9 protein-coding genes are annotated in these 13,771 nt (G+C 68.3%); 6 read left to right on the top strand and 3 right to left on the bottom strand.

What is annotated here, in order from left to right; genetic code table 11:
* Window positions 1–191 precede the first annotated feature (191 nt).
* Window positions 192–4,895 carry a glutamate synthase large subunit gene (gltB, locus tag EZH22_RS03225; protein WP_203194344.1) on the bottom strand — a complete coding sequence of 1,568 codons (4,704 nt, stop codon included), beginning with the start codon at window positions 4,893–4,895 and terminating at the stop codon, window positions 192–194.
* A gap of 455 nt (window positions 4,896–5,350) precedes the next feature.
* On the opposite strand from gltB, the gene EZH22_RS03220 reads away from it, so the two are divergent.
* Entirely contained in the window at window positions 5,351–6,235 is an 885-nt protein-coding gene (locus tag EZH22_RS03220) for a hypothetical protein (RefSeq protein ID WP_203194343.1), read from the top strand.
* 60 nt (window positions 6,236–6,295) lie between these two features.
* Here the strand turns inward: EZH22_RS03220 and EZH22_RS03215 are convergent, their stop codons facing one another.
* A complete protein-coding gene (locus tag EZH22_RS03215; RefSeq protein ID WP_203194342.1) occupies window positions 6,296–6,877 on the bottom strand; it encodes a YqaA family protein in 582 nt (193 codons plus the stop codon).
* Between the two features lie 410 nt (window positions 6,878–7,287).
* Between EZH22_RS03215 and EZH22_RS32335 the strand changes: the two genes are divergently transcribed.
* Window positions 7,288–7,416, top strand: a complete 129-nt coding sequence (locus EZH22_RS32335; RefSeq protein WP_269902905.1) for a hypothetical protein — start codon at window positions 7,288–7,290, stop codon at window positions 7,414–7,416.
* A 165-nt stretch (window positions 7,417–7,581) separates the two neighbouring features.
* Here the strand turns inward: EZH22_RS32335 and EZH22_RS03210 are convergent, their stop codons facing one another.
* Entirely contained in the window at window positions 7,582–8,637 is a 1,056-nt protein-coding gene (locus EZH22_RS03210) for a 2-dehydropantoate 2-reductase (RefSeq protein WP_203194341.1), read from the bottom strand.
* A gap of 227 nt (window positions 8,638–8,864) precedes the next feature.
* Between EZH22_RS03210 and EZH22_RS03205 the strand changes: the two genes are divergently transcribed.
* The 4 genes from EZH22_RS03205 (at window position 8,865) to EZH22_RS03190 (ending at window position 13,571) form a co-directional block, all read left to right on the top strand.
* Window positions 8,865–9,719, top strand: coding sequence for an IclR family transcriptional regulator (locus EZH22_RS03205; RefSeq protein ID WP_203194340.1), 855 nt, complete (start codon window positions 8,865–8,867; stop codon window positions 9,717–9,719).
* 425 nt (window positions 9,720–10,144) lie between these two features.
* Window positions 10,145–11,158: a Bug family tripartite tricarboxylate transporter substrate binding protein gene (locus EZH22_RS03200; protein ID WP_203194339.1), complete on the top strand. Its 1,014-nt coding sequence runs from the start codon at window positions 10,145–10,147 to the stop codon at window positions 11,156–11,158.
* An 82-nt stretch (window positions 11,159–11,240) separates the two neighbouring features.
* Complete coding sequence (locus EZH22_RS03195; protein WP_203194338.1) at window positions 11,241–11,756, top strand: tripartite tricarboxylate transporter TctB family protein; 516 nt, start codon at window positions 11,241–11,243, stop codon at window positions 11,754–11,756.
* Window positions 11,757–12,104: 348 nt separating this feature from the next.
* Window positions 12,105–13,571: a tripartite tricarboxylate transporter permease gene (locus EZH22_RS03190; RefSeq protein WP_408647715.1), complete on the top strand. Its 1,467-nt coding sequence runs from the start codon at window positions 12,105–12,107 to the stop codon at window positions 13,569–13,571.
* The last annotated feature ends 200 nt before the right edge of the window (window positions 13,572–13,771 follow it).

Genomic DNA, 13,771 nt, shown 5'->3' with positions numbered 1-13,771 from the left:
TCCAGTTTGAGGACTCGGAATTCGCGCGGCTTGAACCGCCGCCGCCCGAGCCCGATGAGCGGTCCGAACTCCCTCCCCCGCTTGCGGGGGAGGGCGGGGGAGGGGGAGGGGGCTGGCCCCTGCCGCTTGAGGGCGTTCCGGGGGAGCGCGCCCGCTGCCGGTGGCGGCGTCCCCCGGGGGCTCTGTCGGCCCTATTCCGCCGCCGCGAGGCCGCGGAGTTTCTCCATGTCGCGCAGGGCCCGCCGGTATTCCACCGGCATCACCTTCACGAACTTGGAGCGGTACTCGGCCCAGTTGTCGAGGATGGACTGCGCCCGCGCCGAGCCGGTGTGGTGCAGGTGCTTGGCGATGAGCTGGTGCAGGCGCTCCTCGTCGTGGCGGGACATGTCGCCCTGCACGTCGATGCGGCCCTTGAACTCCAGGTCGCCCCCGTGGTGGTGCAGGCGTTCGAGGAGGTCCTCCTCCTCCTCCACCGGCTCGAGGTCCACCATGGAGAGGTTGCAGCGCTTGGCAAAGCTCTTGTCCTCGTCCAGCACGTAGGCGACGCCGCCGGACATGCCGGCCGCGAAATTGCGCCCGGTGGGGCCGATCACCACCACGATGCCGCCGGTCATGTACTCGCAGCCGTGGTCGCCGGTGCCCTCGACGACGGCGATTGCCCCCGAATTGCGCACCGCGAAGCGCTCGCCGGCGATGCCGCGGAAGTAGCATTCGCCCTCGATGGCGCCGTACATCACCGTGTTGCCGACGATGATGGAGTGCTCCGGCACGATGGCGGCATTCTCCGGCGGCCGCACGATGATGCGCCCGCCCGACAGGCCCTTGCCCACATAGTCGTTGGCCTCGCCCACGAGGTCGAAGGTGATGCCGGCGGCGAGGAAGGCGCCGAAGGCCTGGCCCGCGGTGCCCCGGAGGGTCACGTGGATGGTGTCGTCCTCAAGGCCCTGGTGGCCGTAGAGCTTGGCGACGGCGCCCGACAGCATGGCGCCGGCGGAGCGGTCCACCGAGCGGATCGGCGTCTCGATCACCACTTTCTCCCCGCGTTCCAGCGCGGGCGCCGCCTGGGCGACGAGGGTGCGGTCGAGCACCTTCTCGATGGGATGGTGCTGGCGCTCGGTGTGGCGGATGCCCACCTCGGGCGGCATATCCGCCTGGGCGAAGATGCGCGAGAAGTCGAGCCCCTTGGCCTTCCAGTGGTCGATGGCCGGCTTCTGGTCGAGCACGTCGGCGCGGCCGATCATCTCGTTCAGCGTGCGGAAGCCGAGGGCGGCCATGATCTCCCGCACCTCCTCCGCCACGAAGAAGAAATAGTTGATCACGTGCTCCGGCGTGCCCTTGAAGCGCTTGCGCAGCACCGGGTCCTGCGTCGCCACGCCCACCGGGCAGGTGTTGAGGTGGCACTTGCGCATCATGATGCAGCCCGCCGCGATGAGCGGCGCGGTGGAGAAGGCGAACTCGTCGGCCCCGAGCAGGGCGCCGATGATCACGTCCCGGCCGGTGCGCAGCCCGCCGTCCACCTGCAGCGCGACGCGCGAGCGCAGGCGGTTGGCCACCAGCGTCTGCTGGGTCTCGGCGAGGCCCATCTCCCACGGCGAGCCGGCATGCTTGATGGAGGTGAGCGGGCTTGCCCCCGTGCCGCCCTCGAAGCCGGAGATGGTGATGTGGTCGGCGCGCGCCTTGGCGACGCCCGCCGCCACCGTGCCCACGCCCACCTCGGACACCAGCTTCACCGACACGTCCGCGTCGGGATTGACGTTCTTGAGGTCGTAGATGAGCTGCGCCAGGTCCTCGATGGAATAGATGTCGTGGTGCGGCGGCGGCGAGATGAGGCCGACGCCGGGGGTGGAGTGGCGCACCTTGGCGATCACCGCGTCCACCTTGTGGCCCGGCAATTGTCCGCCCTCGCCGGGCTTGGCGCCCTGGGCCACCTTGATCTGCATCACGTCGGAATTGACGAGATATTCCGCCGTCACGCCGAAGCGGCCGGAGGCCACCTGCTTGATGGCGGAGCGCATGCTGTCGCCGTTGGGCAGGGGCTTGAAGCGCTCGGATTCCTCGCCGCCCTCGCCGGTGTTCGACTTGCCGCCGATGCGGTTCATGGCGATGGCCAGCGTGGTGTGCGCCTCGCGCGAGATCGAGCCGAACGACATGGCGCCGGTGACGAAGCGCTTCACGATGTCGGCGGCGCTCTCCACCTCGGCGAGGTCCACCGGCGCCTGGCCGAGCTCCTGCGCGCCCTTGATGCGGAACAGGGAGCGCACCGTGAGCAGGCGCTTGTCCTCGTCGTTGATCAGCGACGCGAAGGCCCGGTACTTGTCCCGGGCGTTGCCGCGCACGGCGTGCTGGAGCACCGCCACCGTTTCCGGCGACCAGGCGTGGTCCTCGCCGCGCATGCGGTAGGCGTACTCGCCGCCCACGTCGAGCGCCATGCGGAACACCGGGGCGTCCGAGAAGGCCAGGGTGTGGCGGCTCACCGTCTCCTCGGCGATCTGCGCGAGGCCGATGCCCTCGATGGTGGTGGCGGTGCCGAAGAAGTACTTGTTCACCAACTCCGAGGAGAGGCCGACCGCATCGAAGATCTGCGCGCCGCAATAGGACTGGTAGGTGGAGATGCCCATCTTGGACATCACCTTGAGCAGCCCCTTGTCCACCGACTTGATGAAGCGCTTGACGATTTCCTTGTCGTCCACCTCCTCGGGGATCTCGTCCTTCATGGCGAGCAGCGTCTCGAAGGCGAGATAGGGGTTGATGGCCTCCGCGCCGTAGCCGGCGAGGCAGGCGAAATGGTGCACCTCGCGCGCCTCGCCCGTCTCCACCACGAGGCCCACCGAGGTGCGCAGCCCCTTGCGGATGAGGTGGTGATGCACCGCCGCCGTGGCCAGCAGCGAGGGGATCGGGATGCGGTCCGCCCCGGTCATGCGGTCGGACAGGATGATGATGTTGTAGCCGCCGTGCACGGCCGCCTCGGCGCGCTCGCACAGGCGCTCGACGGCATCCTCCATGCCCGCGGCGCCCTTGTCGGACGGGTAGGTGATGTCGAGGGTGCGGGTGTCGAACCGCTCCTCCATGAAGCCGATGGAGCGGATCTTCTCCAGGTCCTCGTTGGTGAGGATGGGCTGGCGCACCTCCAGCCGCTTGCGGCGGGCGTTGCCTTCCAGGTCGAAGATGTTCGGCCGCGGCCCGATGAAGGAGACGAGGCTCATCACCAGCTCCTCGCGGATCGGGTCGATGGGCGGGTTCGTCACCTGGGCGAAGTTCTGCTGGAAATAGGTGAACAGCGACTTCGACTTGTTGGAGAGCACCGAGATGGGCGTGTCGGTGCCCATGGAGCCCATCGCCTCCTGGCCGGTGATGGCCATGGGCGCCATCAAAAGCTTGAGGTCCTCCTGGGTGTAGCCGAAGGCCTGCTGGCGATCGAGCAGCGACACGTCGGTGCGCACCTCGCGCGCCTCCACCGGGCGCAGGTCCTCCAGCACCAGCTGGGTGTGCTTCAGCCACTCCTTGTAGGGATTGGCGCGGGCGAGCTCGGTCTTGATCTCCTCGTCGGGGACGAGGCGGCCCTGCTCCAGGTCCACCAGCAGCATCTTGCCGGGCTGCAGGCGCCACTTGGTGACGATCTTCTCCTCCGGCAGGGTCAGGACGCCCATTTCGGAGGCGAGGACGATGGTGTCGTCGCTGGTCACCATGTAGCGGGCGGGGCGCAGGCCGTTGCGGTCCAGCGTCGCGACGATCTGGCGGCCGTCGGTGGCGACGATGGCGGCGGGGCCGTCCCACGGCTCCATGAGGGCGGCGTGGTATTCGTAGAAGGCGCGCCGCTCCTCGTCCATGAGCGGATTGCCCGCCCAGGCCTCCGGCACCAGCATCATGGCCGCGTGGGGCAGGGAATAGCCGCCCTGGGTGAGGAATTCGAGCGCGTTGTCGAAGCAGGCGGTGTCCGACTGGCCTTCGTAGGAGATGGGCCAGAGCTTGGAGATGTCGGCGCCGAACAGCTCCGAATCCACCGAGGCCTGCCGCGCCGCCATCCAGTTGACGTTGCCGCGCAGGGTGTTGATCTCGCCGTTGTGCGCCACCATCCGGTAGGGGTGGGCCAGCGGCCAGGCCGGGAAGGTGTTGGTGGAGAAGCGCTGGTGCACCAGGGCGAGCGCGCTCTCGAAGTCCGGGTCGTGCAGGTCCGGATAATAGGCGCCGAGCTGGTCGGCGAGGAACATGCCCTTGTAGACCAGCGTGCGGCAGGACAGGGACACCGGGTAATAGCCGGCGGTGCGCGGGTCCATGGCGCCGTAGACGGTGTTGGAGATCACCTTGCGCAGCACGAACAGGCGGCGCTCGAAGCCGTCCTCGTCGCCGGTGAACTCGCCGCGGCCGATGAACACCTGCGCATGCTTGGGCTCGGTGGGCAGCACGCTCCAGCCGAGGGAGGAATTGTCGGTGGGCACGTCGCGCCAGCCGAGCACGGCGAGCCCTTCCTCAGCCACCACCCGCTCGTAGGCGGCCCGGACGATGGCCTCGCCCTCCGGGTCGCGCGGCAGGAAGATGTGGCCGACGGCGTACTGGCCCGGCTCGGGCAGCGCGAAGCCGAGGCGCGCCGCTTCCTTCACGAAGAACTTGTGCGGGATCTGCACCAGCATGCCGGCGCCGTCGCCGGCGCGCGGGTCGGCGCCCACCGCGCCGCGATGCTCCAGGTTGAGCAGGATGTTGATGCCGTCCTGGATGATGCGGTGGGACTTGCGCCCCTTGATGTCGGCGATGAAGCCGACGCCGCAGGAATCCTTCTCCTGGGCCGGGTCGAACAGGCCGAACGGCTGCGGACGGCCGAAGATCGCCGGGTCTTTCACGGCGGCGGCCGGCTGAGCCACGCTTCCGATCAAGCCATCCTTGCGATCCGTCGCTGCCATGTTCGCATTCCTTTTCTGACCGCCGGCCGGGCCCTGTGCCCGCCGGCCACCCCCGTGTCCGCCGGAGCACCGCTCTAGCTGAGCAGGAGCCGACGTTGCAACTTTTGCACCACACGCCACCGCTTCGCGCCGGGAAGTCCGGACGCGGTTCGTTTCGAGCCAGCCATGTGGGAGATAGGGAAGCATTGTTTCCCTATCTCGCCGAAGATGCCAGAAAAGCGGCAATCTCACAAGCGCCCCGATGGCGTGGATGCGGTCAGGGTGATGAAAAGTTGCGCCCCGGCCCGGTGGAATGAAAGAACGGTACGGCGCGGCGGCCTGCCACGCAACGCCGTTTCGGCCGGCGCCCCCGCTCCCGCCACGCGGCGGGCCGCTCATGGTCCCATGGCTGCCGTATTGGCCCGGTTTAGTGCGCGGGATTCGCCTTGACGCACCGAAAGCATGAGACGCGCGCCATGTCGCCCCTTCCCGCCCGGCCTTTCCGCCTCGCTTCGCCTGCCCTTTTTCTGGGCGTTGCCCTTCTGCCCGCCGCCCTTCTGCCCATCGGCGCGTCCGTGCCGGCGGCGGCGCAGGTGATGATCTACGAGGGTCCCTACGGGGCGCCGCCCGCTTATGGCTACGAGGTGCCGGCCCGGGTGCCGCGCTATCCCATCCTGCCGCCGCGGGAGGTCATGAACATCGTGCGCGGCATGGGCTACTGGCAGGTGTCGTTGCCGCGCCTCGCCGGGGGCACCTACGTGCTCACCGCCGTGGACGAGGAGGGCCCGGCGGTGCTGCGCGTGAATGCCGCCACCGGCCGGGTGGTGAGCGCCCGCACCCTCAATGGCGCCCAGACCATCGCCGTGCCCGGGGCGCCGCGCCGTTCTGCCGCCCCGCCGGCTCCGCCGCGCAATGCCGCGCCACCGGTGGCGCGCCTGGCGCCGAGCCCGCAGCCGTCCGCCGCGCCCCTGCCGCCGCCGCGTCCGCCGGAGGCCTCCATGGCGGCCCTGACGCCCGCGCCCGCCGCACCCGCGGCGCCGGGCGCCGTTGCGCCTGCGGCTCCCGCCGCCGTCGCTCCCGGCGCGACCCCGCCGGCGCAGCAGTCGACAGGGCAGGTGCCCCCGGCTTCAGCCGTTCCGCCGCCGGCTCCGATTCAAGCGCCCGCCCAACCTCCTGCGGCCCCGTCCGGCGCCTCCGCCGAAGCGCCTTCGCCCGGCGCCGCCGGCAAGGCCCCGGATGCGCCGGCGGGGGTCTCGCAGGCCGGCCAGGGACCGCGCAAGGCGGGGGTCGGCACCGCCGCGTCGGGCAGCGCCTCGGCGGGCACGGCCTCGGTGCTGTCGAAGCCCAAGGGGGCCAACTGATTGTGCCCGCGCATTGAAGGCGGGTGAAGGCTGGCGGGGTGGCTCAGCCACCTCGCCGGATCAGATGAAGTAGACCGCGGCCACGAGGCCGAGCACCACCACCGCGAGAAGGCCGAGGGTGACGAGGCCCAGCCGCTTCTCGATGAATTCCCGCGCCGACGGCCCGAAATAGTGCAGCAGCGCCGCCAGGATGAAGAAGCGCGCGCCGCGGGTGATGATGGACAGCACCACGAACCAGAACAGGTTGTACTGGGCGAAGCCCGAGGTGATGGTCACCAGCTTGTAGGGGATCGGCGTGAGCCCCTTCAGCAGGATCACCCAGTGGCCGTAATGGGCATAGGCCTCGCGGAACTGGTCGACCTTGCTGCCGTAGCCGTAGAGGTCGATGAGGAACTTGCCCACGCTCTCATAGAGCAGCGCGCCGATGGCGTAGCCGACGAGGCCGCCCAGCACCGAGGCGACGGTGGCGATGAAGGCGTACTGCCAGGCCTTGTCCGGCCGGGCCAGGGTCATCGGCACCTGCAGCACATCCGGCGGCACAGGGAACACCGAGCTCTCCGCGAACGACACGAGGGCCAGCGCCCACGGCGCCGAAGGCTTCGCCGAATAGGCGATGATCCAGTCATAGAGCTTGCGGAGCATGGGCGCCTTTTATGCGTTGCCGAAAGACGCCTCCGCTTAGAGCCTCGGGGCAGGGGAGTAAAGCGCCGCGCGCCGCCGCTCCGTAAACCCCTGCTTTACCCTGACCGTCATGAAAGGGCCGGCTGTGACGCCCCGGACACAGACAGTGCGGGCGGTGCGGTGTAAGACCTCTCGCATTGCAGCCGAATCGTCCCGAAGTCACCTTCCGGGCCGGACTTTCGGACGCAGTGCCGATGGAAGTCGTCGTCGGCGGGCGTTCTGGGAAACCGGAAGCCCGTTTAGCCATTATGAACCGATGCTGACATATGCATTCAGCTCCGGTGCGGCACGCGGGGGTAGACCCGCGGGCGTTCCGGGCGGTGCGATGAGCCGGTTCGGCCGGGTGCCGAGACGCCAGGTGAGGGAAGAGGATGTACAAGCGAATCGCCGTGTTTGCCGCTCTCGTGCTGGGCTATGTGCTGACCGGAATGGCGCTGAACGCGAGCCAGCCGGAGGGGAGCGCCTCCCCGTTCGCGTCGGTGGCTGAGCAGGACAACTGATCGCCGGCCGCCGCGCGCGTTGCCGCCGTCCGGACGTGCGGGCAGCGGATGCGGGCGGCGCAGGACCAGCTTAAATCACACCGAAATGGCCGGGCTCTCGCCCGGCCATTTCGTTTTCCCGGCGCCCCCCGGCCCTGACGCCGACAGGCCGCCGGCGGCCCGCGCTCACTGCGCGGCGCGCTTCTTCTGCGGCTCCAGGGTCTTCGCCTCCAGGTCGGCGGCGGTGAGCGGAGGGACGCTGAGGATGTCGCCGAGGCCCGCCATGCCGGCACGCTGGCGCACCAGGGCGAGGACCACGTCCAGGGTCGGCGTGGGCAAATCGAGCATGCGGCCCATCTCCTGCACCACGCTCACCAGCGGGTCGATCTCCATGGGCCGGTCGCGCTCCAGGTCCTGGAGCATGGAGGTCTTGTGCGCGCCCACGGCGCCGGCGCCGTTGATGCGGCGCTCCACGTCCACCCGGAAATTGATGCCGAGCTTTTCCGCCACGGCCTTCGCCTCCAGCATCATGTTGCGCGCCACGGCGCGGGTGCCGGGGTCGGCGGCGATGATGTCGAGGGTGGCGTGGGTGAGGGCGCTGATGGGGTTGAAGCACAGATTCCCCCACAGCTTCAGCCACAGCTCGTCGCGGATGTTGGTCATCACCGGCGCGCGCAGGCCGCCCTTCTCCATGAGCTGGCTGAGGGCGGTGACGCGCGGCGTGATCTCGCCGGAGGGCTCGCCGATGGGGAACTTGTCGCCGTAGATGTGCTGGATCACGCCCGGCGCCACCACCTCGGTGGCGGGATAGACGATGCAGCCCAGCGCCCGCTCGGGTCCGAACGCCGCCCATTGGCGGCCCTTGGGGTCGATGGTCTCCAGCGTGCGGTTCTCCAGCGCACCGCCATGCTTGTAGAAATACCAGTAGGGCACGCCGTTCACGGCGGTGACGAGGGCGGTGTTGTCGCCCAGCAGCGGGCGCATGCGCTCGACCACGCCCGGCACCGAATGGCCCTTGAGGGCGATGAAGACATAATCCTGCGGGCCAAGCTCGCGCGGGTCGTCGGTGGCGCGCACCCGGGCCACCCGCTCCTCTCCGTCGATGAGCAGTTTCACGCCGTTGGTCTGCATGGCTTCCAGATGGCCGCCGCGGGCGACCAGGCTCACCTCGGCCCCGGCCTGGGCGAGGGCCACCCCGAGATATCCACCGATGGCGCCCGCTCCGTAGATGCAAACCTTCATGGCCGATCCTCCTGCGTTTTCAATTACGTATTATGTATGCCAGATTGCGAGGCGCGTCTGGCCGTTGGCGATGCTGGCTGAAGGATATATATGGAAATTAATTCCATAAAGCGGAAAATTTGTCACAGGCTGGACGGCGCCGGCTCTTCCCTTAAGTTGGGACTGTGGGCCGGGTGGCCCGCAAACCGAAGATGACCGGCCTCCGCGGCCGGTCCGGGGAGTGGCGGATGGTCGAGAGCGAGGTGGCGCCGCGGCGCCGGGGGCGGCCGGCCTCCGGGACCGCCTCGGAAGGGGGCAGCGAGGTCCAGTCCCTCGACCGGGCCATCGCCCTGTTGCGGGTGGTGGCGGACGCGGACGGCATGGCGCTGGCCGAGATCTCCCGCCGCGCCGAGCTGCCGGTGTCCACGGTGCACCGCCTGCTGACCACCCTGGAGAAGCGCCAGCTGGTCAATCACGACCAGTCCACTGGGCTCTGGACCGTGGGACTCGGCCTGTTCCGCATCGGCGCGGCGTACCTGCGCATCCGCAAGCTGCCCGACATCGGCCGGCCGGTGATTCGCCGCCTGCTGCACGAGACCGACGAGACCGTGAACCTCGCCATGTTCGACGCCATGGAGCTGGTGGTGGTGGCGCAGGCGGAGGCGCATGCGCCGGTGCGGGCCTTCTTCCGCCTCGGCGCCCGCCTGCCGCTCCACGCCACGGCGGCGGGCAAGGCGGTGCTGGCGGCGGCGAGCCCGTCCTTCCGCGGCGCCTGCCTGATGCAGATCCGCTACGAGCCGTTCACCACCGCCACCCACCGGGAAGAGCGCGTGCTCATGGACGACGTGGCGGCGATTGCCGACCGCGGTTACGCCGTGGACAGGGAGGAGCACGCTCCGGGAATGCGCGCGGTGGCGGCGGCGATCCTCAACGAATGGCGCGAGCCGGTGGGCGCGGTGTCGGTCTCCGCCCCGGCCGTGCGCATGAGCGACGACCGCATCCAGCGCCTCGGCCGACGGGTGGCGGCGGCGGCCGAGCAGATGACCCGGCTCTATTGCGGCGCCGACGAGGTGCTGCCCCAGGACTACGCTGTCTATCGGTGAGGCTCGCGCCCGGCGCGAAAGTCCGCCGCATGCGGGCGTGTGACCAGCGCTGCCGACACTGCCCGCCGCGCGGGGGAGACCCTGCGCCGGATCCCGGCTCTCCTTGCGCTGCGCTTCAGTCGGCCAAGACACCAGGGCGGGAAGGCGCGGTTGCGGAGGCGGGCTGCGTTTCGGTCCCAGGCTTCCTGTGCCGGCCTCGGTTACCTGCGTGCGGGACTGTATCCGGGTGAAACTGGTATACATTATTCTAGACAATTAAATACACGGTACCAAATTCGGAATTGAAAATTCCATTGACACTAGTGGCATACGTTATACTCTTTTCAGGCCGCCCTAACGTAAGCGGCAAAAACGCCAAATAAAGCAATATGTTACGTCACGATCCGCAAAACAAACAAAGCGGACGATCCGGGAGGAAGACGACCATGCATTTGGCAATCGCCAGAACAGTCAGGAAAAGTGCGGCTGTGCTCGCCGTGGCGGCGGCCATGACGCCGCTCGGAGCTCTCGCCTGGGAACCCACGAAGACGGTGGAGTTCATCGTTCCCGCCGGCACCGGCGGCGGCGCCGACCAGATGGCGCGCATGATCCAGGGCATCGTTCAGAAGAACAACCTGATGAGCCAGCCGCTCGTGGTCATCAACAAGTCTGGCGGCGCGGGCGCCGAAGGCTTTCTGGATGTGAAGGGATCGAACCGAAATCCCCACAAGATCATCATTTCACTGTCCAACCTCTTCACCACGCCGCTCGCCACCGGCGTGCCCTTCTCCTGGAAGGACATGACCCCGGTCAGCATGCTGGCCCTCGACGAGTTCGTGCTGTGGGTGAACGCCAAGGCGCCCTATGACGACGTGAAGGGCTATCTCGCCGCGCTGAAGGCGGCGTCGGGCGACCAGATCTTCAAGATGGGCGGAACCGGCTCCAAGCAGGAAGACCAGATCATCACCGCCGCCATCGAGCAGAAGACCGGCGCCAAGTTCATCTACGTGCCGTACAAGGGCGGCGGCGACGTAGCCGCCCAATTGGTCGGCGGGCACGTGACGTCGTCGGTGAACAACCCCATCGAGGCCGTCTCCCAGTGGCGCGCGGGTGAGCTGAAGCCGCTCTGCGTGTTCGACGACAAGCGCCTGCCCTACAAGGAGCCCATCGCCAACGGCAAGTCCTGGGCCGACATTCCCACCTGCAAGGAGGCCGGCCTCGACATCGAATACCTGATGCTGCGCGGCATCTTCATGCCGCCGGGGGCGAACAAGGAGCAGGTCGACTATTTCGTCGAGCTGTTCAAGAAGGTGCGTGGCACCCCGGAGTGGCAGGAATTCATGCAGAAGGGCGCGTTCAACACCACCGCCCTCACCGGTCCCGAATATGCCGCCTGGCTCGGCAAGGCCGACACCACCCACAAGGACCTGATGGAGAAGGCCGGCTTCGTCGCGAAGTAGAGGAGCAAGGCTCCTCCGGTTTTCGCCGGGGGAGCCTTTCGCGACGCAAGACGCTTCTGCCGGCCAACCGGAGGACAGGTTCATGAGCAGCGAAACCGGGCATTCCGGACACAGTGAGACAACCGTCACCAACCGCACCGTGGACGTGGCGGTGGCCCTCGTCTTCATGGCGCTGGCCGCGCTGGTGATGGCGGACAGCGTGCGCGTCGGCATGAGCTGGGCGTCGGACGGGCCGCAGGCGGGATACTTCCCCTTCTATGTGGGCCTGATCATGTTCGTCGCCAGCGCCGTCACGGTGGTGCAGGCGCTGGTCACGCGCCATCCCGACCTCGGCAACTTCGTCGATCGCACCCAGCTCAAGTCGGTGATGCAGGTGCTGGTGCCGACGACGGCCTATGTGGGGCTGATCTTCCTGGTGGGGATCTACCTCGCCTCCGCCGTGTTCATCGCCTTCTTCATGTGGTGGCTCGGCAAGTATTCGATCGCGCGCATCCTTCCGGTCGCGGTGGGGGTACCCCTGGCGCTGTTCGTGATGTTCGAGATCTGGTTCCTCGTGCCGCTGCCGAAGGGGCCGCTCGAGACCGCCCTCGGCTACTGAGCGCCGCCTGAAATCCGAGGCGCCTGAAATTCGAGGCGCGCGACATCCTGATGCGTGAACGGGCCGGACCGCCGTATTGGCCCGGGGCCCGCAGCGCCCGCGCCTCCTGCGTCGCGTCCGCGTCCCCTTGCTCCCTCCGGGACGAGGCCGGCGGGCGCCCCGCGACCGTCAAGTCCGCGACAGGCGCGCCGGCTCAGCCGCGACGCCTGGAGACGGCGAAACCCGACCAACGAACCACGCGCCCGCCCCTCCAGCCGCCGCCAGAAGCCGGCAGAGGAGGCGCAACGGAGGACCCCCGTGGAAGCGCTCACGTCCCTCATCGGTGGGTTTGGCGTCCTCGCCGACCCCATGAACATCGTCTACATGTTCGTCGGCATCACGCTCGGCGTCCTCATCGGCGTGCTGCCGGGGCTCGGAGGCGCCAACGGCGTCGCCATCCTCCTGCCGCTCACCTTCTCGATGACGCCGGTTTCCGCCATCATCATGCTCTCCTCCATCTATTGGGGAGCGCTGTTCGGCGGCGCCATCACCTCCATCCTGTTCAACATCCCCGGCGAGCCGTGGAGCGTGGCCACCACCTTCGACGGCCATCCCATGGCCCAGAAGGGAAAAGCCGGCGAGGCGCTGACCGGGGCCTTCACCGGCTCCTTCATCGGCGCCTTCTTCGCGGTGCTGCTCATCACCTTCCTGGCGCCGGTGATCGCCAAGTTCGCGCTGCAGTTCGGCCCGGCGGAATTCTTCGCGGTCTATCTCCTCACCTTCTGCGCCTTCGTGGGCATGGGACGGGAGCCGGCGGCGAAGGTCATCGCCGCCATGATGCTCGGCTTCGCGCTGGCGGCGGTGGGCATCGACACGGTGACCGGCCAGCTGCGCATGACCTTCGGCTCGGTGGAGCTCTTGCGCGGCTTCGACTTCCTGGTGGCGGTCATCGGCCTGTTCGGGGTGGGCGAGATCCTGCTGACCATGGAAGAGGGCCTAGCCTTCAAGGGCAAGAGCGCCGCCATCAACGCCAAGGTGGTGTTCGAGACCTGGAAGAAGCTGCCCAAATACTGGGTGGGCTGCCTGCGCTCGGCCATCGTCGGCTGCTGGATGGGCGTCACCCCCGGCGGCGCCACCCCGGCCTCTTTCATGAGCTACGGCCTCGCCAAGAAGTTCTCCAAGAACGGACGCAACTTCGGCAAGGGCGAACTCGAAGGCGTGGTGATGCCGGAAGTGGCGGCCCACGCCGCCGGCACCTCGGCGCTGCTGCCCATGCTGACGCTGGGCATCCCCGGCTCGCCCACGGCGGCGGTGCTGCTGGGCGGCCTGCTGATCTGGGGCCTCCAGCCGGGACCCCTGCTGTTCGTGGAGCAGAAGGAGTTCGTGTGGGGCCTCATCGCCTCGATCTATCTCGGCAACATCGCCGGGCTGATCGTGGTGCTGACCACGGTGCCGATCTTCGCGGCGATCCTGCGCATTCCGTTCAGCGTCATCGCGCCGGTCATCCTCGTGATCTGCGCGGTGGGCGCCTACACGGTGCACAATGCCGGGCTCGACATCGCCGTCATGCTGGTCTTCGGCGTCATCGGCTACCTGTTCAAGAAGCTGCACTACCCGCTGGCGCCGCTGGTGCTGGCCCTGGTGCTGGGCGACATGGCGGAAAGCTCCTTCCGCCAGGCCATGCTGGTGTCCCAGGGCCATCTGTCCATCTTCTGGTCCAACCCGCTGGTGGGTTCCATCGTCACCCTCGCGCTGGTGATGCTGGTGTGGCCGCTGATCGCCATGGTCATGGCGCGGCTGAGGCCCGAGGGCGAGAAGCCGGCGGCCGCCGAGTGAGGCCGCCCCGGGGCGCGCGCGCCGCGCCCCGGCCGCCCGGGATTGCAGCTGCCGTCCATGTTGCGGCGCGCAATGGAATTCCGGGACGAGAGGATTGCGTTGGCGTTATGAAGACCGTATACAGTATTTCACGCGGATGGACGGCCTCGACAGAAGGCCGCCGTTCCAGGGAGAGGAAACCCAGGTCGTGCATCAATCGC

This window comes from Xanthobacter dioxanivorans (assembly GCF_016807805.1).
Taxonomy (GTDB): domain Bacteria; phylum Pseudomonadota; class Alphaproteobacteria; order Rhizobiales; family Xanthobacteraceae; genus Xanthobacter; species Xanthobacter dioxanivorans.
The sequence above is the reverse complement of the archived record's forward strand: the minus strand, read 5'-3'. Positions and strand labels throughout refer to the sequence as shown.